Origin of the sequence: Pseudomonas sp. SORGH_AS_0211, assembly GCF_031453455.1 — a bacterium.
Taxonomy (GTDB): Bacteria; Pseudomonadota; Gammaproteobacteria; order Pseudomonadales; family Pseudomonadaceae; genus Chryseomonas; species Chryseomonas aestiva.
In genome coordinates this window covers 860,820-881,558 of record NZ_JAVIZV010000001.1, presented here as the reverse complement: position 1 = coordinate 881,558, position 20,739 = coordinate 860,820, and the positions used below count along the sequence as shown (strand labels likewise).

Sequence of the window (20,739 nt, the reverse complement as noted above, 5' to 3'; positions counted from 1 at the left end):
GGCCTCCCCGCGGCCCGTCTCCCGCGATCCCGGCACCTGGCCGGGATCGACTTGCCGAAACACCTCGCAACATTCATCCAGCGCAACGGTCACAAAGGCGTCTCCCTCAAGGCCTGCGCCCTGCATGAAAACCCCGCGTCCCGTCGATCGTCTCCCCTGCCTCAACCAGCTGCGCAATCTGAAAATGGCCCGCTCCGCCCACGCCTATGTGCGTGGCAGCACGGTGCAGTTCTACGAGTGGCTGCACAGCCAGCCCGGCCGCAACCTGCCCAATGGGCCGGCGGTATGGATCTGCGGCGACTGCCATGCCGGCAACCTGGGCCCTACCGGCGACCTGCACGGTTCCACCGACGTCAACATCCGCGACCTGGACCAGACCGTGGTCGGCAATCCGGCCCATGACCTGGTGCGCCTGGCGCTGTCGCTGGCCACAGCAGCGCGCGGCTCCGACCTGCCGGGGGTGACCACGGCGCGGATGCTCGAAGAGATGATGCGCGGCTACGAGATAGCCTTCGAGGACGATCTCGAACGCGAGGTGCCGCGGCCGGCCCAGGTCAAGGCCGGGATGCGCAGCGCGGTGCAACGCACCTGGAAGCACCTGGCCCGCGAACGCATGGAAAACACCCGGCCCAAGTTGCCGCTGGGCAAGCACTTCTGGCAGCTGAGCAAGGCCGAGCGCCAGGCCATCGCCGAGCTGTGCGAGACACCGGGCATCCATGCCCTGGTGACCTCGCTCAAGGGCCGCAGCCACGAGAGCCGCGTCGAACTGCTCGACAGCGCCTACTGGGTCAAGGGCTGCAGCTCCCTGGGCCTGCGCCGCTACGCCGTGCTACTGGGCGTGGACGACGGCGACGACCAGGACTACTGCCTGATCGACGTCAAGCAGGCGGTGGCCGCCGCCGCGCCGCGCGTGGCCCATGCCACCATGCCCCGCGACAACGGCAAGCGGGTGGTGGAGGGTGCACGCCAGCTCTCCCCGGCCCTGGGCAATCGCATGCTGGCGGTGCGCCTGCTGGATCACTCCTTCTTCATCCGCGAATTGCTGCCCCAGGATCTCAAGCTGGAACTGGACGAGCTCAGCGCCCGCGAAGCCATGAGCGCCGCGGCCTACCTGGCCCGGGTGGTCGGCCGCGCCCACGCCCGGCAGATGGACCTGGCCACCCGCGTGGAGTGGATGAGCGATCTGCAGCGCAATCGCACCCGCACCCTGGATGCGCCCTCCTGGCTGTGGAGCAGCGTGGTGCAACTGGTGGGCGCCCACGAGATGGGCTACCTGGCCCACTGCCGCGCCTATGCCCTGGAGCATGCGCAGGACTGAGGCCGCCGTGAAACCGGCCCGGGGCTAGCCGCCTCGGGCCGCGCTTCTCGCTCCCGCCTCTTCCCCACCGGCCTGCCCGGCCCAATCCGGAAGCGGCAGGCGGTGCCCACCTGGCCCTCGGCCACCCGCCCGCTTCGTCGATCCGCTCGATCACGCATTGTGCGACCTCCAGCCTTTAACTAAAATGAGACGCTTTATCATTTAAGACCGGCGCTCGCGCCAAGGATCTTCCATGTGCCCCGCCCTGTCCTCCGGCTCGCCCACCGTCGTCCTCGATCGGCTCTATCGCGATCATCACGGCTGGCTCAGCGGCTGGCTGCGCGGGCGGCTGGGCAACGCGCCGGATGCGGCGGACATCGCCCAGGACACCTATCTGCGCATCCTCAGCTCCGGACGGCTGCCGCTGCGTGAGGACTCGCGGCGCTATCTGGTGCAGGTGGCCAAGGGGCTGGTGATCGATCTCTGGCGACGCCAGGAGGTGGAGCGCGCCTATCGCGAAGCCATCGCCCAGCTTCCTGAGGCGCAGGTGCCTTCGCCAGAGACGCACTGGCTGATCGTCGACGCCCTGCTGCGCATCGATGCCATGCTCGACGGCCTGCCCGGCCCGGTACGGGAAGCCTTCCTGCTGGCGCAATTCCAGCGGCTCACCCTGGCCGAGATCGCCGTGCGACTGGATCTGGCGGTGATCACCGTACGTCGCTACATCCAGCGCGCCCTGGTGGCCTGCCTGGTGGCCGGCGAGGCATGAGCCAACCCGCGCCGCACCTGCTCGAAGAGGCCGCCGAATGGCTGCTTGCGCTGAACTTCGACGATGCCGACGAGGCGCAGCGCCAGGCCTTCGAGTGCTGGCGAGCGCAGAGCGAGGCCCATCGCGCGGCCTGGGCACGGGCCGAGCGGGTCATGGGTACCTTCGCCAGCGTTCCGCTGGATCTCGGTCAGCAGGCGCTACGCCGCGCAGGTGACCGGGCCCTCAGCCGGCGGCGCACCCTGCGCCTGCTCAGCGCCCTGCTGGTGGGGGGCCCTGGCGGTTGGCTGGCCCTGCGCACCCTGCCACTGGATACGCTGGGCGCCGAGCTGACGACCGCCATCGGCGAGCGGCGCTCCCTGCTGCTCGCCGATGGCAGCCAATTGGTGCTGAACAGCGACTCCGCCCTGGACGTACGCTTCGACGAAGGCACCCGCCGCCTGCACCTGCGACGAGGCGAGGTGCTGGTGACCACCCATGCCGATCCGGTCGTGCCGCGCCGACCCTTCGTGATCGACCTGGCACAAGGCGAGATCGAGGCCCTGGGCACCCGCTTCAGCGTGCGGTTGGAAGAGGGGTTGTGCCACGTGGCGGTCTTCGCCCATGGCGTGGAGGTGCGTCCGCAACGGGGCACTGCCGTGCGCCTGGCCGCGGGGCAACAGGCCTGGTTCGACGCCCATGGCGTGCAACGCCGCGCCCCGGTGGACGAGGATGCCAGCCTCTGGACCCGGGGCATGCTGGTGGCCCACGACCGGCCCCTGGCCGAGGTGCTGGCCGAAGTGGGCCGCTATCGCCCGGGCCTGCTGCGCTGCGACCCGGCCGTCGCCGGGCTGCGGGTGTCCGGCGCCCTGTCGCTGGACGACACCGACCAGGCGCTGCTGGCCCTGGAGCGCACCCTGCCGATCCGCATCAGCCGCCGCAGCCGCTACTGGGTCACGGTCGGCGCCCCCTGAGCCCCCACGCCGTCGCGAAAAAAACCTTGCGCGCCCTGAGCACTTTCCCGCGCTCGTCCGGGATAGCTGCAGACACCCTCATGGGGAGCGGTGGCAGCCCGCGCCTGGTGCGCTTTAGAGGACGGCAACACGACATGGCAAAGATCCACCGGCAGCAACCCGGCACCCGACGCTTCACTCCGCTGATCCTGGCCGTCGCCCTGCAGGGCGTGCCCCTGACCGGTGCCGGACTGGCCCTGCTGCCCCTGCCGGCCCTGGCGGCTGCGGAGGGGCGCGACTACCGGATTCCCGCGGGCCCGCTGAACGCGGTGCTGGCGCGCTTCGCCGCCACGGCCGGCATCCAGCTGGTATTCGATCCGGCGCCGCTGGCCGGTCGCAGCAGTCCGGGGCTGCAGGGCCGCTATACCCTCGACCAGGGCTTCGAGCAGCTGCTGCGTGCCAGCGGCTATCGCTGGAGCGAACGCGGTGCCGGTATCTACGCCCTGGAAGGTGGCAGCGCCGAGGCCGCCCTCGCCATGCCCGAGACCGTCATCCAGGCCAGTGCCGCAGGCGGCGGCGCCGATGTCGGCTACCGGCGCCCTGTCAGCACCAGCACTACGCGACTGGGCTTGAGCGAACGCCAGACGCCCCAGGCGATCACCACCCTGACCCGCGACCAGGTCGAGGACTTCCGCCTGCAGAGCATCAAGGAAGCCCTGCGCGCCGCCCCGTCGGTGACCGTCGAGCAAATCGAGACCGATCGTACCCAGTTCACCTCGCGCGGCTTCGACATCAACAGCTTCCAGTACGACGGCATGGGCATGCCCTTCGTCAGCACCACGCTGGTGGGCGACCAGGACCTGGCGGAATACGAGCAGGTGGACGTCCTGCACGGGGCCAATGGCCTGATGAGCGGCACCGGCAACCCCTCGGCCGCGGTCAATTTCGTCCGCAAGCGGCCCACCGCCGAATTCCAGGCCAGGCTCGGCGCCAGCGTCGGTTCCTGGGACAACCGCCGGGTGGACGCCGATGTCTCCGGTCCTCTGACCGAAACCGGCAACGTGCGCGGACGCTTCATCTACGCCCACGACAAGGGCAATTCCTGGCTGGATCGCTATGGCCATGAAAAGAACATAGCGGCCGGTCTGGTGGCCTTCGACCTCAGCGACGCCGACACCCTGACCCTGGGTTTCTCCCAGCACAACAGCGACGCCGACGGCAGCTCCTGGGGCAACCTGCCGCTGGCCGACGCGAACGGCGATCCGCTGCACTACGGCCGTCGCAGTTCCAGCATCGGCCAGGACTGGACCTACTGGAATCTGGATACCCAGCGTGTCTTCGGTGAATTCACCCACGACTTCGGCAACGGCTGGCAGGGTACCCTCACCGCGACCGGCGTCACCGAGCGGCAGAACGCCGACATGTACTACATCTTCGGTGTCAGCGGCGACGACGCCACCGCCTTCGGCGACCACTCCGCCAGCAAGGCGCACCAGCTGATCGGCGAGGCCAGGCTGTCCGGTCCCTTCGAACTGTTCGGTCGTGACCACGAACTCACCCTGGGCGCCAGCTACGGCCGGACCCACCAGAAGTTGCGGGAAAAGATCGTCGCCGAGGACGGCTACTATCCCATCACCCTCTCCGGCTCCCTGGCCGGCGTCCCCGAGCCGGCGCTGCAATACACCGACGACAGCGGCCATACCCAGGACTTCACCGACCGCCAGAAGAGCCTCTTCGCCGGCGCCCGCTTCAACCTGATCGACGACCTGCACTGGATCGTCGGTGCGCGGATGCTCAGCGCCGATGCCAGCGGCCTGAGCTACGGCGATGCCTACTACACCCGCGCCCATGGCGAGGTCACCCCCTACACCGGGCTGGTCTACGACCTGAGTCCGCAGTGGAGCCTCTATGCCAGCTGGACCAGGATCTTCAGCCCGCAACACAGTTTCGGCCTGGATGGCCGGCTGCTCGATCCCCTGGAGGGCAAGAGCCTGGAAGCCGGGGTCAAGGGCAGCCTGTTCGACGATCGCCTGAGCCTGACCGCCGCGGTGTTCAAGACCGCGCAGCGCAACGTGGCCGCCACCTCGGTGTTTTCCGGTTCGCGCTACCTCTACGACACCACCGACTACCGCAGCCATGGCCTGGAACTGCAGGTCTCCGGCGAGGCGCTGCCTGGCCTGGACCTGCTGGCCGGCTACACCTATGTCCGCATCGACGACGCGGACGGCGAGCGGGCGCGCAAGTTCGTGCCCAGCCACAGCCTGCGAGGCCTGGCGACCTATCGCCTGCCAGGCCTGCCCCAGGCCAAGGTCGGCGCGCGGCTGAGATGGCAGAGCGGCATCGAGAACGACAACAACGACCGCATCCACCAGAACGCCTATGCGCTGGTGGATGTGCTGGGCAGCTACGACTTCGACGAGCACTGGAGCACCCAGCTCAACGTCAACAACCTCACCGACCGCAAATACCTGCTGTCGCTGTACAACAACGCCACCAGTGGCAACTACGGTGCGCCGCGCAACGCGACGCTGTCGGTCAGCTACAACTTCTGAGCCTGGGCAGGCGGGCGCCGAGACCTCTGTCCCGTCGCCCGCCATCGCCCGGCGATCCTTTGCGCCGTGCCGCGGTCCGAGTCTGCACGCTCCCAGCCAAGGTTTCCGCCCGCCATGCCCTCCTCCCCCCGTCCCGGTTTCGTTTCCGTCCGCGGTGCCCGCGAGCACAACCTCAAGAACGTCGACGTGGACATCCCCCGTGATGCCCTGGTGGTCTTTACCGGGGTGTCCGGCTCGGGCAAGTCGTCGCTGGCTTTCGGTACCCTCTATGCCGAGGCCCAGCGGCGCTATTTCGAATCGGTGGCGCCCTATGCGCGGCGGCTGATCGATCAGGTCGGGGTGCCCCAGGTGGAAGCCATCGAGGGCCTGCCGCCGGCGGTGGCCCTGCAGCAGCAGCGCGGCCAGCCCAACAGTCGCTCGTCCATGGGCAGCGTGACCGGGCTGTCCAGCCTGGTGCGGATGCTCTATTCCCGCGCCGGGCGCTATCCGGCCGACCAGCCGATGCTCTATGCCGAGGACTTCTCGCCCAACACGCCCCAGGGCGCCTGTCCCGAGTGCCACGGCCTGGGCCGGGTCTACGAGGTGACGGAAGCCTCCATGGTGCCGGACCCCTCACTGACCATCCGCCAGCGCGCCATCGCCGCCTGGCCCACCGCCTGGGGCGGGCAGAATCTGCGCGATATCCTGGTGACCCTGGGCTATGACGTCGACCTCCCCTGGCGCGACCTGCCGCAAAAGCAGCGTGACTGGATCCTCTTCACCGAGGAGCAGCCTACGGTGCCGGTCTATGCCGGCCTCACCCCCGAGCAGACCCGCGCCGCGCTCAAGCGCAAGGCAGAGCCCAGTTACCAGGGCACCTACACCGGAGCGCGGCGCCATGTGCTGCACACCTTCGCCAACTCCCAGAGCGCCAAGATGAAGCAGCGCGCGGCACGCTTCATGATCGGCCAGACCTGCCCGCTGTGCCACGGCAAGCGACTGACCCGGGCGGCGCTCTCGGTGACCTTCGCCGGACTGGACATCGGCGAGCTGTCACGCCTGCCGCTGGACGACCTCACCGGGCTGCTGCGCCGGGTCGCGGCCGGTGATTTCGACGAAGCCGCGGATACCCGCGTGCTGGACGCCAAAGCCGGCAAACAGGACCGCGCCCGGCGCAAGGCCGCCGGCGGTAGCGATCACGCCAGTGCCCCGGACGTGCGCCTGACCCCCGATCTTTCCCCGGAGAAACGCCTGGCCGCCCAGCGCATGGCCAGCGAGTTGCTGGAACGGCTGCAGACCCTGACTCGCCTCGGCCTCGGTTACCTGGCGCTGGAGCGCAGCACCACCACCCTCTCCTCCGGTGAATTGCAGCGCCTGCGCCTGGCGACCCAGCTGGTGTCCCAGCTGTTCGGTGTGGTCTATGTGCTGGACGAACCTTCCGCCGGTCTGCATCCGGCCGATGGCGAGTCGCTGCTGGAAGCCCTCGACGGCCTCAAGGCCCAGGGCAACTCGCTGTTCGTGGTGGAGCACGACCTGGCCACCATGAAGCGCGCCGACTGGCTGGTGGATGTCGGTCCCGCGGCCGGCGAAGGCGGTGGTCGGGTACTCTACAGCGGCCCGCCCGCGGGTCTGGCCGAGGTCGAGGAATCGGTGACGGCGCGCTATCTGTTCGCCGCGCCGCAACGCGAGACCCGGCCGCCCCGCGAACCCCAGGGTTGGCTGCGGCTGGCCGGGGTCACCCGCAACAATCTGCAGGGGCTGGACGCCGCCTTTCCGCTGGGCTGCCTGACGGCGGTGACCGGCGTCTCCGGTTCGGGCAAGTCCAGCCTGGTCAGCCAGGCGCTGCTGGAACTGGTGGGCGCCGAGCTGGGCCAGCGTGCCGTCGAAGACGGCGACGAAGCCCCGGAACTGGACGGCGATGCCCTGCCCGCCACCACCGGCCAGGTGGTCGATGGCCTCGGCGGCATCCGCCGGCTGGTACCGGTGGACCAGAAGCCCATCGGCCGCACCCCACGCTCCAACCTGGCCACCTACACCGGCCTGTTCGACGGGGTGCGCAAGCTCTTCGCCGCCACCCCCGAGGCGCAGGAAAGAGGCTTCGACGCCGGACGCTTCTCCTTCAACGTCGCCAAGGGCCGCTGCCCGACCTGCGAGGGCGAAGGCTTCGTCAGCGTCGAGCTCCTGTTCATGCCCAGCGTCTACGCCGCCTGCCCCACCTGTCAGGGCGCGCGCTACAACCCCGAGACCCTGGAGGTGCGCTGGCAGGGCAAGACCATCGCCGAGGTCCTGCATCTGACGGTGGACGAGGCCCTGGCCTTCTTCGCCGATGAAGTCCCGGTGGCGCGCGCGCTGCGGGTGCTGTCCGACATCGGCCTGGGCTATCTGCGCCTGGGCCAGCCGGCCACCGAACTCTCCGGCGGCGAGGCCCAGCGCATCAAGCTGGCCACCGAACTGCAGCGCACCAGCCGTGGCACCACCCTCTATGTGCTGGACGAACCCACCACCGGGCTCCATCCGGCCGACGTGGAGCGCCTGATGCGCCAGTTGCACGGCCTGGTCGACGAAGGCAACACGGTGGTGCTGGTGGAGCACAACCTGCAGGTGGTGGCCGGCAGCGACTGGCTGATCGACATCGGTCCCGGCGCCGGCACGGCAGGCGGGCGCATCGTCGCCAGCGGCACTCCCCGCGCGGTGGCGGAGGATCCCGCCAGCCCCACGGCGCCCTATCTGCGGCCCTTGTTCGACTAGCTTGCCAGCGGTGCCGTGCTGCGTCGGCAGGCCGCCAGCACCAGCAGCGTCAGCGTCGCCGCCAGGGCACCGAACTGGAAGGTGGCGGCGGAGCCGAGGAAGTGCCAAAGCGCGCCGGCGATGCTGCTGGCCAGCAGCAGGGCGATGCCGCTGACCAGGTTGAACAGGCCGAAGGCGGTGCCGCGCAATTCGGCCGGGGCGGTGCGGGCGACCATGGCGGCGAGCAGGCCCTGGGTCATGCCCATGTGCAGGCCCCAGAGCAGGACGCCCAGTGCCAGACCGGTCCAGCCGCTGCCGAAGGCCAGGGCCAGGTCGGCCAGGATCAGCAGCACCAGGCCCCAGGCCAGCAGCGTGCGATGGCTGACCCGGTCGGACAGCGCCCCCAGCGGATAGGCCGACAGCGAGAACACCAGCTGCATGCCCACCATCACCAGCGGCACCAGCGCCAGGGGCACCCCCACCTGCTCGGCCTTGAGCACCAGGAAGGCCTCGCTGAAGCGCGCCAGGGTGAAGACGCCGCCGAGCAGCGCCACCTGCCAGAAGGCCGCCGGTAGCTTGCGTAGCTGACTGCGGGTGAGCGGATTGGTGCGTGCCTGGACGATGGCCGGCTTGGGCTCGTCCAGCCCGAAAACCAGCAGGGCCACGGCGATGAAGGCCGGGATCACCGCCACCCAGAACACCGCGCGAAAATCGTTGGCCCAGAGCAGCATCAGCCCCACCGCCAGCAGCGGCCCGAGAAAGGCGCCGAAGGTGTCCAGCGACTGGCGCACGCCATAGGCGGCGCCGCGGATCTCCGGCGGCGTGACGTCGGCCACCAGGGCGTCGCGCGGCGCCCCGCGGATGCCCTTGCCGATGCGATCCATGAAGCGCGCGCCGAACACCAGGCCGGCACCGCTGGCCACGGCGAACAGCGGCTTGCTCAGGGCGCCCAGGCCATAGCCCAGCACCGCCAGGCCCTTGCGCTTGCCCAGGTAGTCGCTGATGACGCCGGAAAAGATCTTGGTGATGAGCGCGGTCGCCTCGGCCACCCCTTCGAGGATGCCGATATAGAGCACGCTCAGGCCCAGGCCGGTGGCCAGGAACAGCGGCAGCAGGCTGTGGATCATCTCCGAAGAGATATCCATGAACAGGCTCACCCCACCCAGAATCCAGACCCCGCGGGGTATCCGTCGCCAGCTCGCCGTCATCGTCACGCCCCTGTCCCCCTCGATCCTGTCCATCCCCGCCTGGCGGCAGGCAAACCGGTCGAAACTAGCATGACGATTGCCTGAGTCTCTACGGAGGAGACATCCCTCGTTACACTGGACGCTGCTCCTTCCATCGAGGCCACCCCATGAAAACCCTGCTGGTCATCGGCATCGGCGCCGGCGATCCCGACTACCTCACCCTCCAGGCCGTCGCCGCCCTCAATCGCGCCAGTACCTTCTTCCTGTTCGACAAGGGCACGGAAAAGGACAGCCTGATCCACCTACGCGAAACCATCTGCGCCCGCCACATCCGCCAGGCGGACTATCGCTTCGTCACCGCGCCCATCCCCGAGCGCCGCCGCGAAGGCGACTATCGCCAGGCGGTGGACGACCTCAACGCCGCCAAGCAGGCGCTGATGGTGGAGATGATCGAGCACGAGCTGGCGGACGACGAATGCGGCGCCTTCCTGGTCTGGGGCGATCCGGCGCTGTACGACAGCACCCTGCGCATCCTGGCGGCGATCAGGCGCGCAGGCCGGCTCGACTTCGACTACGAGGTGATCCCCGGCATCTCCAGCGTCCAGGCGCTGGCCGCGCGCCACCGGGTGCCGCTCAATCGCATCGGCCAGGCCCTGGAGATCACCCCCGGCCGGCGCCTGGAGCGCTTCCCCGCGCACCTGGACAGCCTGGTGGTGATGCTCGATTCCCACGAGGCCTATCGCCGCCTGGACGAGCCCAGCCTGCATATCTACTGGGGTGCCTACGTCGGTACGGCGGACGAGATCCTCATCGCCGGTCCGCTGCAGGAGGTAGCCGAGGAGATCCACCGGGTGCGCAGCGCCGCGCGCGAAGAACACGGCTGGATCATGGACACCTATCTGCTCTGTCGCGGCCCTGCGGACGCCTGAGCGCTATCCAGCCATCGGTCCAGATGGAGGGTCTGCCAGGGCAAGGCCGTCTCCCGCGCGACGACCCGGAAGCCCTGGTCCAGCCAGAAGGCTGCGGCCCCGGGCAGGAAGGGATGGGTGTGCAGATAGAGGCGCTGCACGGCGTCGCGCTTCGCCTGGACCAGCAGCGCCGCGAACAGCCGCCGCGCCAGGCCCTGGCGCCGCTGCCGGGCCGCCACATACAGCCGGACCACCTCCACCACCCGCTCGCCGGGATAGGCCAACTGGGCAAAGCGCCGGTCGTAGGGCCGGTAGCCGATGCTGCCGAGGGGCTCTCCGGCGGCGCCCCGGGCGATCAGCAGGCAGCCGCGCCCCGCACCATAGTGATCGGCGAAGCGCTGTAGATCCTGGGGTACGACCGTCGCCCCGCCCCGGCTACCGAACAGCTCGTGATAGCTCGCCAGCAAAAAGCTCAGCGTCTCGTCATCCGCCATGGTGAGCCGTTCGAGGGTGATGGGTGGCGCTTCGCTCATGTTCCTGTTCGTCTCTCTGGGAGCGGCAGGGGCGCGACATTTCGGCGCAGGGCCGCGCCGGCCGGGCTGTGCGCCGCCCGTGACGATGATACAGTCCCTCGCCATGAAAACCGTCCGTTCACCGCGCGCCTCGCTCGCCTGGATGCTGCTCGCCTGCATCCTGCTGAACGGACTCGTCTGCGCCCTGGGCCACGGTCAGATGCTGGCGCGCTGGACCCTGCCGGTGCAGCCGCCCCTCACCCAGGCACACGAGCACCATCACGGTCTGCACGCCCAGACCTCCCAGGGTGACATGGCCGGCATGCATGCGGGCCTGCCGGGCGGCAGCGTGACCACCCTTTCCCCTACGGGTGATTGCGTCTTCGCCGCCACCCTGTTCCTCGCCACTCTGGCCGCCGTCGTGCTGCAGTGGCTGCTGCGTCCCGGCGATCCTCATCGTCCTCGCTACCAGAGCGCCCTGCCGCCGCCACCGCGCGCACGGCGCTCCACGCTCCATCCCCAGGCCCCCTGACACCCCGGCGACGAAAGACGGCTGTCCTCCTTTTTCGTAATCCCGCGCGTGGCCCCTCGCCGGCTGCGCGTCGCTCCGTGGTGAACGCTATGACTTCGCACCCCTCCGCTCCGGCCGCCAAGACGCCGGGGCCGCTGCTGCAGCTGCTGGCGCGGCTGCATTTTCTCATCGGTCTGTTCGTCGGTCCCTTCCTGCTGGTAGCCGCCGCCAGCGGCCTGATCTATGCCCTCACGCCGCAACTCGAGGCGCACCTCTATGCCGAGGCCCTGCACACCCCCGGCCGCGGCAAGCCCCTGCCGCTGTCCGAGCAGGTCCATATCGCCCAGGCCGCGGCAGGCACCACCCTGACCCTGGGCGCGGTGCGCCCGGCCCCTGCCGAGGGCGATACCACCCGGGTGATGTTCAACGATCCGTCGCTGGGCGAGTCGACCCATCGAGCGCTGTTCATCGACCCGGTCACCGGCGCCATCCGCGGCGACCTGGCGGTCTATGGCACCAGCGGCATCCTGCCGCTGCGTACCACCATCGACCAGATCCACCGCAGCCTGCTGCTGGGCGAGCCCGGTCGTCTCTACAGCGAACTGGCCGCCTCCTGGCTGTGGGTCGCGGCCCTCGGCGGCCTGACCCTGTGGCTGGTGCGCCGCCGCCAGCGCCGTCCGGCGCGGGGCCTGCGCGGCCTGCACGCCAGTACCGGCGTCTGGCTGCTGGGTGGCCTGCTGTTCCTCTCCGCCACCGGCCTGACCTGGTCGCGCTTCGCTGGCGACAACATCGGCGTGCTGCGCGCCCACTATGGCTGGTCCACGCCGGGCGTGAAGACCGCCCTGGGCACTGCACCCACGCCGGCCATGGCCCATGACGAGCACGCCGATCACCATGGCGCCATGCACATGGCCATGGCGTCACCGCTGGATCCGGCCACCTTCGACCGAGTGCTGGCCAGCGCCCGTGCCGCCGGTATCGACGCTGGCAAGCTGGAGATCCGTCCGGGGCGCAGCGCCGACAAGGCCTGGACGGTCAGCGAGATCGACCGCCGCTGGCCGACCCAGGTGGATGCCGTCGCCGTCGACCCGACCAGCTTCAAGGTGGTCGATCAGGTGCGCTTCGCCCAGTACTCGCTGCCGGCCAAGCTGACCCGCTGGGGCATCGATGCCCACATGGGCGTGCTGTTCGGCCTGGCCAACCAGCTGGTGCTGGCGGCCATCGCCCTCGGCCTGCTGGTGATGACCATCTGGGGCTACCTGCTCTGGTGGCGCCGCCGGCCCAGCCGCGATCCGGCGCAACCCGGCCTGATCACCCTCTGGCGCCAGCTGTCGCCGCTGCCGCGTCTGCTGGTGCCGGCGACGGCCCTGCTGCTAGGTCTGTGCCTGCCGGTGCTGGGCGGCAGCCTGCTGCTGTTCCTGCTGCTGGACACCCTGCTCGGCCTGCGCGGCCCGGCGCTGCGCACGGAGGCCGGTTCGGCTTGAGGCTGGAAGGGGTGGTTGTCGGGCTTCGCCCTGACCTAGTCGTAGCGTGGAAAACCGCGCAGCGTTTTTCACCTGTGCCCACCCCGGACGCGTGGACAAGGCTGCGCCGTTGTCCACCCTACCCGCACGTAGCCACGCGGCCATACCAAACCACCCCCTCTCCCCTTGGGAGAGGGCTGGGGTGAGGGCCCGCCCAACATCTATCGCCACTCCAGGAACCGCCCCCAGACCATCCATCGGTACACCCTATCCGACGCTGGCGCACCCCAGCGAGACGCTTATAGTTATCGCAATCCCCATCCCTCGAGGATCCGCCCATGCCCCGTCTGTTGCACGTGATAGGTTCGCCCCGCCAGGATCGCTCCGCCTCGCTGGAAGTCGCCACCGCCTTCATCCAGGCCTGGCAAGGCAAACATCCCGGCGCCGAGGTGGATACCCTCGATGCCTGGCATTGCGACCTGCCGGAATTCGACGGTCCCATCCTCGACGCCAAGTACGCCGGCATCCAGGGTGAGCCCCTCAGCGCCGAGCAGGAGCACGCCTGGACAGTGGCCAAGGCGCTGGCACAACGCTTCAAGGCCGCGGATGTGCTGGTGTTCGGCGTGCCCTGCTGGAATTTCGGCATTCCCTACAAGCTCAAGCAGCTGTTCGACGTGGTCAGCCAGAAGGACCTGCTGTTCACCTTCGACGAGCGCGGCCTCAATGGCCTGCTCGGCGGTCGCCAGGCACTGGTGATCGCCGCCCGCGGTGCGGCCCTGGATCGCCAGGAGCATCAGGAAGCCTATCTGCGCACCTGGTGCGAGATGGTCGGCATCGATCGGATGCATACCGTGGTGGTGGAAAAGACCCTGTTCGGTGCCGAGGTCGACCAGGCTTCGCGGGACCAGGCCAAGCAGGCTGCCGTGGCGCTGGTGGGCAAGCTCTAATCTCTACCTAGAGGGGCTACCCTCACCCCAACCCTCTCCCAGGGGGAGAGGGGGCAGTCTCGTAGGTTGGGTTGAGCGCAGCGAAGCCCGACACCCGCTGCCAACCCACGACAACCCTTACCCTACCCTTTCCCAGAGGGAGAGGGGGCAGTCTCGTAGGTTGGGTTGAGCGCAGCGAAGCCCAACACCCGCTGCCAACCCACGACCACCCTTTCCCAGCGGGAGAGGGGCAGTCTCGTAGGTTGGGTTGAGCGGAGCGAAGGCCAACACCCATCCCCACTCCACGCCCCTCAACGGTGCCGGGTCGTCGAACTCAACTTGTACCTGTCACCCGGATGCAGCAGCCGCACATAGCTGACCAGGTGTTCGTCCGACCAGGTACGACGGATCATCGACAGGCAGGCCGCGCCTTCGGCGATGTCCAGCCAGAGCGCGGTCTGGGCGGTGGCCAGCACCGCCTCGACGATGTGCTCCACGTCGCTGATCGGACAGCTGGCCACCAGTACCTCGTTGGGGGTCTGACGGCTGAAGTCGCTCTCCAGGTAGTGGGGTACCCAGCGCGGATTGACGTAGCGGTCTTCCAGCTGGATGGGCAGGCCGTTCTCGCGATGCACCAGGATGCTGTGGAACACCTGGCTGCCGATCCGCAGCCCCAGGCGCAAGGCCACCTCGTCGTCGGCGGCGATGGCTTCGCTGCGCAGCACCTCGTTGGAATACGCATGCCCCCGGGCGCGTACCTCGGCGGCGATGTTCATCACCTCGTGCAGCGAGGATTCGGCCTTGCGCTCGATGACGAAGGTGCCGAGCCCCGCCTGGCGCATCAGGTAGCCCTGCTGCACCAGGCGGGTGATGGCCTTGTTGGCGGTCATGCGGCTGACGGCGAAATCCCGCGCCAGCTGCTCCTCGGTAGGAATCTGGTGATGCACCGGGTAGGCACCACCCTGGATGCGTTCGAGCAGGAAGTCCTCGATCACCTTGTAGCGCGGGGGTGTCGTGCTGCTCACGCGAACTCCAGGCCGGAAAATGGGAAGCCGATGATAACGCGCGGTCCGGCGTTCTGGCTGCCGGACCGCGTCCGTCTCAGAGACTGGGCAGCAGCCGCGGCGTGACCAGCGCGTTCAGGCAGCCGCTGGCCAGCAGTGCGCTGGCGGCCTCGATGTCGGGGGCGAAGAAGCGGTCTTCCTGGTAGTAGGGCACCTGCTCGCGCAGCAGGCTGCGCGCCCTTTCCAGTCGTTCCGAACTCTTCAGGCCGTGACGGAAATCCAGGCCCTGGCAGGCGCCCAGCCACTCGATGGCGAGGATGCCGCGCACGTTCTCGGCCATGGCCCACAGTCGCTTGCCGGCGTTGGGCGCCATGGATACGTGGTCTTCCTGGTTGGCCGAGGTGGGCAGGCTGTCGACGCTGGCCGGATGGGCCAGCGCCTTGTTGTCGCTGGCCAGGGCCGCGGCGGTGACCTGGGCGATCATGAAGCCGGAATTGACCCCGCCGTTCTCCACCAGGAAGGGCGGCAGCTGGGACATGTGCCGGTCCATCATCAGCGAGGTGCGCCGCTCCGACAGGGCACCGATCTCGGCCAGCGCCAGGGCCAGGTTGTCGGCGGCCATGGCCACCGGCTCGGCGTGGAAGTTGCCGCCGGAGATGACGTCGCCCTCCTCAGCGAATACCAGCGGGTTGTCGGATACCGCGTTGGCTTCGACCTCCAGGACCTCGGCGGCCTGGCGCAACTGGGTCAGGCAGGCACCCATCACCTGGGGCTGGCAGCGCAGCGAATAGGGATCCTGGACCTTGTCGCAGTTGGCATGTGAGCGGGAGACCTCGCTGCTGTCAGTGAGCAGCTCGCGATAGGCCGCAGCCACGTCGATCTGGCCGCGCTGGCCCCGCGCGGCATGGATGCGCGCATCGAAGGGCGCCCGGGAGCCGAGCATGGCCTCGACGCTCAGGCCGCCGCAGACCGTGGCCGCGGCGAACAGGTCTTCGCCTTCGAACAGCCCGCGCAAGGCATAGGCGGTGGACACCTGGGTGCCATTGAGCAGCGCCAGGCCCTCCTTGGCGGCCAGGGTTATGGGTTCGAGACCCGCCACCGCCAGCGCCTCGCGGGCCGGCAGCCACTGGCCCCGGTAGCGCGCCTTGCTCTCGCCGATCAGCACCAGCGACAGGTGCGCCAGCGGCGCCAGGTCCCCCGAGGCGCCCACCGAGCCCTTGAGCGGAATGTGCGGATAGACCTCGGCATTGATCAGGCCGATCAGGGCCTCGATGACCTGGCGGCGGATGGCGGAAAAGCCACGGGCCAGGCTGTTGACCTTGAGCAGCATGATCAGCCGCACCAGGTCGTCGTCCAGCGCCTCGCCCACCCCGGCGGCATGGGACAGGACCAGGGAGCGCTGCAGCTTTTCCAGGTCCGCCGGCGCGATCCGCGTCGAGGCCAGCAGCCCGAAACCGGTGTTGATGCCATAGGCGGTCCGGCCTTCGGCCAGGATGTTCTCCACGCAGGCCACGCTGGCATCGATGGCCGGGTAGGCCGCCGGATCCAGCTCGACGCGCAGTGGCTGCTGATAGGCCTGGCGCAGCTGGGCCAGGTCGAGAGTGCCGGGTTTGAGGGTCAGGGTGTGCATCGATCAGACTCCTTTGCCAATCATGGGCAGCTTCAGGCCCTGCTCGCGGGCGCAGTCGATGGCGATGTCATAGCCGGCGTCGGCGTGGCGCATCACCCCGGTGGCCGGGTCGTTGTGCAGGACCCGGGCGATACGGGCCGCGGCGGCGTCGGTGCCGTCGCAGACGATGACCATGCCGGAATGCTGGGAGAAGCCCATCCCTACCCCGCCACCGTGGTGCAGCGAGACCCAGGTGGCGCCACTGGCGGTATTGAGCAGGGCATTGAGCAGGGGCCAGTCGGAGACGGCATCGGAGCCGTCCTGCATGGCCTCGGTCTCGCGGTTGGGGCTGGCCACCGAGCCGGAGTCCAGGTGGTCGCGACCGATGACGATGGGCGCCTTGAGTTCGCCGCTGCGCACCATCTCGTTGAAGGCGAGGCCCAGCTTGGCCCGCTGGCCCAGGCCGACCCAGCAGATGCGTGCCGGCAAGCCCTGGAAGGCGATGCGCTCGCCGGCCATGTCCAGCCAGCGGTGCAGGTGGGCATCGTCGGGGATCAGCTCCTTGACCTTGGCGTCGGTGCGCTGGATATCTTCGGGGTCGCCCGACAGCGCGGCCCAACGGAAGGGGCCGATGCCGCGGCAGAACAGCGGGCGGATATAGGCCGGGACGAAGCCCGGGAAGGCGAAGGCATCGGCGACACCGGCTTCCTGGGCCATCTGACGGATGTTGTTGCCGTAGTCGAAGGTCGGGACGCCGCTCTTCTGGAAGTCGAGCATGGCCTGGACGTGCACGGCCATGGACTGCTTGGCAGCCTGGACCACGCCAGCCGGATCGGTGGCTGCGTGATCCCGGTATTCGGCCCAGGTCCAGCCGATCGGCAGATAGCCGTTGAGGGGGTCGTGGGCGCTGGTCTGGTCGGTGACCATATCCGGGCGCACGCCGCGGCGGACCAGTTCGGGCAGGATCTCGGCGGCGTTGCCCAGCAGGGCGACGGAGACCGCGGCACCGGCGGCGGTGTACCGGGCGATGCGCGCCAGGGCGTCGTCCAGGTCGCTGGCCTGTTCGTCCACATAGCGGGTCTTGAGGCGGAAGTCGATACGGCTCTGCTGGCACTCGATGTTCAGCGAACAGGCGCCGGCCAGGGTCGCGGCCAGGGGCTGGGCACCGCCCATGCCGCCGAGACCGGCGGTCAGCACCCAGCGGCCGCGCAGGTCACCCTGGTAGTGCTGACGCCCGGCCTCGACAAAGGTCTCGTAGGTACCCTGGACGATGCCCTGGCTACCGATGTAGATCCAGCTGCCGGCGGTCATCTGGCCGTACATGGCCAGGCCCTTGGCATCCAGTTCGTTGAAGTGCTCCCAACTGGCCCAGTGCGGTACCAGGTTGGAGTTGGCGATCAGCACCCGCGGGGCGTCGGCGTGGGTCTTGAATACCCCGACCGGCTTGCCCGACTGCACCAGCAGGGTCTCGTCGTCGCCCAGTTCCTTGAGGGTGGCGACGATGCGGTCGTAGCTTTCCCAATCGCGCGCCGCCCGGCCGATGCCGCCGTAGACCACCAGCTCCTCGGGATTTTCCGCGACCGCGGGATCGAGATTGTTCATCAGCATGCGCAGCGGCGCCTCGGTCAGCCAGCTCCTGGCATTGAGCTGGGTGCCGCGGGGGGCGCGGATCTCACCTTCACGAAAGCGGGTCATGGGGATCTTCCTCTCTTGTTGTTCGCGACAGGCCCTGGAGGTCCAGTGCCAGGGTATGGATCAGCCGCGCCGCGACCCGGGCCGTGCGGCCGTCCTGGTCGAGCGCGGGATTGAGTTCGGCCACGTCGGCCAGGCGCAACTTGCCGCTGGCCTTGAGCCGGCGGATCAGGGGTTCCAGCAGCGCGAGGCTCACGCCATGAGCGGCAGGCGCGCTGACCCCGGGCGCCTCGCCCGCGGGCAGTACGTCCAGGTCGAAGGTGAGATAGAGGGCGTCGCACCCGGCGGCGAAGGCGTCCAGCTCGGCGCCGATCCGCTCCAGGCTGCCTTCGCGGATTTCATGGTCTTCGCGGATCAGCACGTCCAGCTCGGCGGCACGCCTGAGCAGCGTGCGGGTATTGGCCGCCAGGCTCAGGCCCAGGCAGGCATAGCGAAAGGGCCAGTCGTGGTGGGCACAGTGAGCGGCGATCTGGGCGAAGGGCGTACCGGAGGTAGCTCCCCGAGTCGGATCGCGCAGATCCAGGTGGGCGTCGAAATTGACGATGCCAATGCGCGGCGTGGGCAGGGTCTTGGCCAGGTGCAGCGCCAGGCCCGACCAACTGGCCCAGGCCACCTCGTGACCGCCTCCCAGCACCAGCGGCAGGTGACCGGCATCCAGCAAGAGGCACACGCCCTCGGCCAGGCGCTGCTGGGCGCCTTCCAGATCACCGTCGGCGCAGCGGATATCACCGGCGTCATAAGCCGGACCCTGACGTTGCCAGGCGACATTGGCCAGGGCGCGCCGCAGCGCGACGGGCCCCTCGGCAGCGCCGGTGCGACCCTGATTGCGCCGCACCCCCTCGTCACAGGCGAAACCCAGCAGCGCCATACCCGGCGCACTGCCCGCGGCCAGCGGCTGGATGCACTGGTGCCAGCGCAGGGCGTCGGCTTCAGGATCGGTCCGGCCGGTCCAGAGTTCCAGGGTCTGGCGATCAGCGAACATGCTGCACCTCCCCGGCGAAGATGCGCTGCCGCAAGCGCCCCGGACGCACCTCATAGGCCAGCTCCGCCGGCTGATCGACGTCCCACAGGCAGAGATCCGCCGGGGCACCCACCTGGATACGACCCAGCTCCGGGCGCCCCAGGGCCTGGGCGGCGTGGGCGGTCATGCCGGCCAGGGCCTCGCGGGGCGTGAGGCGAAACAGGGTGCAGCCCAGGTGCGCGATCAGGGTGGGCAGATAGAGCGGCGAGGTGCCGGGATTGGCGTCACTGGCCAGCGCCATGGGCACCCCGTGGCGACGCAGCAGTTCGACCGGCGGATGTTGAGTCTCGCCCAGCATCAGGAAGGCGCCAGGCAGCAGCACGGCGACGGTACCGGCGGCGGCCAGGGCGCGTACCCCGGCTTCGTCGAGATACTCAACATGGTCCGCCGACAAGGCTCCCAGCCGTGCGGCCAGGGCGCTGCCGCCCAGGTTGGACAGCTGCTCGGCATGGGCCTTGATAGGCAGACCGTGCGCCCGTGCCGCCTGGAAGACCCGCTCGCACTGGGCCGGCGAAAAGGCGATCCCCTCGCAGAAGACGTCCACCGCATCGGCCAGCCCTTCGGCCACCGCGGCCGGAATCATCGCCTGGCAGACCAGCTCGACGTAGCCGTCGGCATCGCCCTGGAATTCCGGCGGCAGGGCATGGGCGCCCAGCAGCGTGGTGATCACCCGGACCGGTAGCGCCTCACCCAACCGGCGCGCGACGCGCAGCAGCTTGAGTTCGTCCGCCACCGTCAGGCCGTAGCCGGACTTGATCTCGACGGTGGTGACACCCTCCTCGGCCAGGGCCTGCAAGCGCGGCAAGCTCAAGGCGAAGAGTTCCGCCTCGCTGGCCGCCCGGGTGGCGTGCACGGTACCCAGAATGCCGCCGCCCGCGCGGGCGATCTCGGCGTAGCTGGCGCCTTCCAGACGCTGCTCGAATTCCCCGGCGCGCTGGCCGGCATGGACCAGGTGGGTATGGCAATCCACCAGGCCGGGCGTCAGTACCCCGCCCTCCCCGGCCAGCTCGGCCCCCTCGCCCAGCGCGGGGTCGAAGTCGGTTTCCGGCCAGAGCCCGACGATGCGGCCAGCGTCCACCCGCACGGCCATGGGCGTGGGCCGGGTCTGGAGGCCATCGAACAGGGTGACGTGGCGCCAGAGCAGCGGTTGGGTAGCGACGGACATGGTGACCTCCCCGGTTAATGTATATACATTTAATCCAGAGCCGATCAATCGTCAAGCCGTGGAGCTGCTCCTCAGCTATGATGCTGGAAGAACGACGATAGCGAGACAACGGAAGCTCAGTTGCGGGGAAAGACGACACTCATTTTGTATAGACAATAAGGAATCTGCGGAGACGTAGGAGCGAGTCGCCTGTTGCTACAACCCAAAGGCTGACCGCACCTATGGCGCTATCTTGAAGGTCGCCACTATCAGAGCTGCGTCTACAAGCGGGCGCGACAGCCGATCGCGATCTTGCCAGGGCTGGTAGAGCTGAACGCCTGCTCGGACAACCCCCTCTCCCCTCGGAAGAGGGTTGGGGTGAGGGCGCCCTCGTCACGAAGTCCCAGTGGAAAAGGCTGCGCCGTTTTCCACGCTACGGCGCTGTAGGTAGGCGCTTCATAGACAGAGCTGAACACCTGCTCGGACGACCCCCTCTCCCCTCGGGAGAG

General features: G+C 69.0%; 16 protein-coding genes. 9 read left to right on the top strand and 7 right to left on the bottom strand.

Annotated features, from left to right (window positions below; translation table 11 throughout):
• Positions 1 to 124 precede the first annotated feature (124 nt).
• The 5 genes from QE393_RS03975 to QE393_RS03955 all read left to right on the top strand — a co-directional run bounded on the left by QE393_RS03975 (position 125) and on the right by QE393_RS03955 (position 8,274).
• Positions 125 to 1,318 (top strand): DUF2252 family protein, encoded by a 1,194-nt coding sequence (locus QE393_RS03975; RefSeq protein WP_310042217.1) that lies wholly within the window; start codon positions 125 to 127, stop codon positions 1,316 to 1,318.
• A 232-nt stretch (positions 1,319 to 1,550) separates the two neighbouring features.
• Complete coding sequence (locus QE393_RS03970) at positions 1,551 to 2,066, top strand: sigma-70 family RNA polymerase sigma factor (protein ID WP_273808856.1); 516 nt, start codon at positions 1,551 to 1,553, stop codon at positions 2,064 to 2,066.
• On the top strand, positions 2,063 to 3,016 hold the full coding sequence (locus QE393_RS03965; protein WP_310042215.1) for a FecR domain-containing protein: 954 nt from the start codon (positions 2,063 to 2,065) through the stop codon (positions 3,014 to 3,016). The genes QE393_RS03970 and QE393_RS03965 overlap by 4 nt, the downstream gene beginning before the upstream one ends.
• A 134-nt stretch (positions 3,017 to 3,150) precedes the next feature.
• A complete protein-coding gene (locus tag QE393_RS03960) occupies positions 3,151 to 5,547 on the top strand; it encodes a TonB-dependent siderophore receptor (protein ID WP_310042213.1) in 2,397 nt (798 codons plus the stop codon).
• Positions 5,548 to 5,661: 114 nt separating this feature from the next.
• Entirely contained in the window at positions 5,662 to 8,274 is a 2,613-nt protein-coding gene (locus QE393_RS03955) for an excinuclease ABC subunit UvrA (protein ID WP_310042211.1), read from the top strand.
• Here QE393_RS03955 and QE393_RS03950 read toward each other — a convergent pair.
• Complete coding sequence (locus QE393_RS03950) at positions 8,271 to 9,461, bottom strand: MFS transporter (RefSeq protein ID WP_405046228.1); 1,191 nt, start codon at positions 9,459 to 9,461, stop codon at positions 8,271 to 8,273. The genes QE393_RS03955 and QE393_RS03950 overlap by 4 nt on opposite strands.
• 146 nt (positions 9,462 to 9,607) lie before the next feature.
• On the opposite strand from QE393_RS03950, the gene cobF reads away from it, so the two are divergent.
• Entirely contained in the window at positions 9,608 to 10,369 is a 762-nt protein-coding gene (cobF, locus tag QE393_RS03945) for a precorrin-6A synthase (deacetylating) (protein WP_310042207.1), read from the top strand.
• Here the strand turns inward: cobF and QE393_RS03940 are convergent.
• Positions 10,336 to 10,881, bottom strand: a complete 546-nt coding sequence (locus QE393_RS03940; RefSeq protein WP_310042206.1) for a GNAT family N-acetyltransferase — start codon at positions 10,879 to 10,881, stop codon at positions 10,336 to 10,338. The two genes, cobF and QE393_RS03940, sit on opposite strands and share 34 nt — an antisense overlap.
• A 103-nt stretch (positions 10,882 to 10,984) precedes the next feature.
• Here QE393_RS03940 and QE393_RS03935 point away from each other — a divergent pair, with 103 nt between their 5' ends.
• The 3 genes from QE393_RS03935 to QE393_RS03925 all read left to right on the top strand — a co-directional run bounded on the left by QE393_RS03935 (position 10,985) and on the right by QE393_RS03925 (position 13,781).
• The gene (locus QE393_RS03935; protein WP_310042205.1) at positions 10,985 to 11,392 is read left to right on the top strand and encodes a hypothetical protein; all 408 of its coding nucleotides are present in this window, start codon (positions 10,985 to 10,987) and stop codon (positions 11,390 to 11,392) included.
• 89 nt (positions 11,393 to 11,481) lie between these two features.
• Positions 11,482 to 12,855: a PepSY-associated TM helix domain-containing protein gene (locus QE393_RS03930; protein ID WP_310042203.1), complete on the top strand. Its 1,374-nt coding sequence runs from the start codon at positions 11,482 to 11,484 to the stop codon at positions 12,853 to 12,855.
• Between the two features lie 317 nt (positions 12,856 to 13,172).
• A complete protein-coding gene (locus QE393_RS03925; RefSeq protein ID WP_273808847.1) occupies positions 13,173 to 13,781 on the top strand; it encodes an FMN-dependent NADH-azoreductase in 609 nt (202 codons plus the stop codon).
• Between the two features lie 290 nt (positions 13,782 to 14,071).
• On the opposite strand, the gene hutC is transcribed toward QE393_RS03925, so the two are convergent.
• The 5 genes from hutC to hutI form a co-directional block, all read right to left on the bottom strand.
• Entirely contained in the window at positions 14,072 to 14,785 is a 714-nt protein-coding gene (gene hutC, locus QE393_RS03920) for a histidine utilization repressor (RefSeq protein ID WP_273808846.1), read from the bottom strand.
• Between the two features lie 76 nt (positions 14,786 to 14,861).
• A complete protein-coding gene (hutH, locus tag QE393_RS03915) occupies positions 14,862 to 16,394 on the bottom strand; it encodes a histidine ammonia-lyase (protein ID WP_273808845.1) in 1,533 nt (510 codons plus the stop codon).
• A gap of 3 nt (positions 16,395 to 16,397) precedes the next feature.
• Positions 16,398 to 18,068 (bottom strand): urocanate hydratase, encoded by a 1,671-nt coding sequence (gene hutU, locus QE393_RS03910; RefSeq protein WP_310042199.1) that lies wholly within the window; start codon positions 18,066 to 18,068, stop codon positions 16,398 to 16,400.
• Positions 18,052 to 19,047, bottom strand: coding sequence for a formimidoylglutamase (hutG, locus tag QE393_RS03905; protein WP_310042197.1), 996 nt, complete (start codon positions 19,045 to 19,047; stop codon positions 18,052 to 18,054). The genes hutU and hutG overlap by 17 nt, the downstream gene beginning before the upstream one ends.
• On the bottom strand, positions 19,037 to 20,251 hold the full coding sequence (hutI, locus tag QE393_RS03900; protein WP_310042195.1) for an imidazolonepropionase: 1,215 nt from the start codon (positions 20,249 to 20,251) through the stop codon (positions 19,037 to 19,039). Before hutI ends, hutG begins: the two co-directional genes overlap by 11 nt.
• Positions 20,252 to 20,739: the final 488 nt, after the last annotated feature.

Bases quoted from the DNA above. Each gene is read 5' to 3' on its own strand.
- QE393_RS03960 (WP_310042213.1), top strand. From the start codon at position 3,151: ATGGCAAAGATCCACCGGCAGCAACCCGGCACCCGACGCTTCACTCCG.
- hutU (WP_310042199.1), bottom strand. From the start codon at position 18,068: ATGACCCGCTTTCGTGAAGGTGAGATCCGCGCCCCCCGCGGCACCCAG.
- QE393_RS03965 (WP_310042215.1), top strand. From the start codon at position 2,063: ATGAGCCAACCCGCGCCGCACCTGCTCGAAGAGGCCGCCGAATGGCTG.
- QE393_RS03935 (WP_310042205.1), top strand. From the start codon at position 10,985: ATGAAAACCGTCCGTTCACCGCGCGCCTCGCTCGCCTGGATGCTGCTC.
- hutI (WP_310042195.1), bottom strand. From the start codon at position 20,251: ATGTCCGTCGCTACCCAACCGCTGCTCTGGCGCCACGTCACCCTGTTC.
- hutH (WP_273808845.1), bottom strand. From the start codon at position 16,394: ATGCACACCCTGACCCTCAAACCCGGCACTCTCGACCTGGCCCAGCTG.
- QE393_RS03950 (WP_405046228.1), bottom strand. From the start codon at position 9,461: ATGACGGCGAGCTGGCGACGGATACCCCGCGGGGTCTGGATTCTGGGT.
- QE393_RS03925 (WP_273808847.1), top strand. From the start codon at position 13,173: ATGCCCCGTCTGTTGCACGTGATAGGTTCGCCCCGCCAGGATCGCTCC.
- cobF (WP_310042207.1), top strand. From the start codon at position 9,608: ATGAAAACCCTGCTGGTCATCGGCATCGGCGCCGGCGATCCCGACTAC.
- QE393_RS03930 (WP_310042203.1), top strand. From the start codon at position 11,482: ATGACTTCGCACCCCTCCGCTCCGGCCGCCAAGACGCCGGGGCCGCTG.
- QE393_RS03955 (WP_310042211.1), top strand. From the start codon at position 5,662: ATGCCCTCCTCCCCCCGTCCCGGTTTCGTTTCCGTCCGCGGTGCCCGC.
- hutG (WP_310042197.1), bottom strand. From the start codon at position 19,047: ATGTTCGCTGATCGCCAGACCCTGGAACTCTGGACCGGCCGGACCGAT.
- QE393_RS03970 (WP_273808856.1), top strand. From the start codon at position 1,551: ATGTGCCCCGCCCTGTCCTCCGGCTCGCCCACCGTCGTCCTCGATCGG.
- QE393_RS03940 (WP_310042206.1), bottom strand. From the start codon at position 10,881: ATGAGCGAAGCGCCACCCATCACCCTCGAACGGCTCACCATGGCGGAT.
- QE393_RS03975 (WP_310042217.1), top strand. From the start codon at position 125: ATGAAAACCCCGCGTCCCGTCGATCGTCTCCCCTGCCTCAACCAGCTG.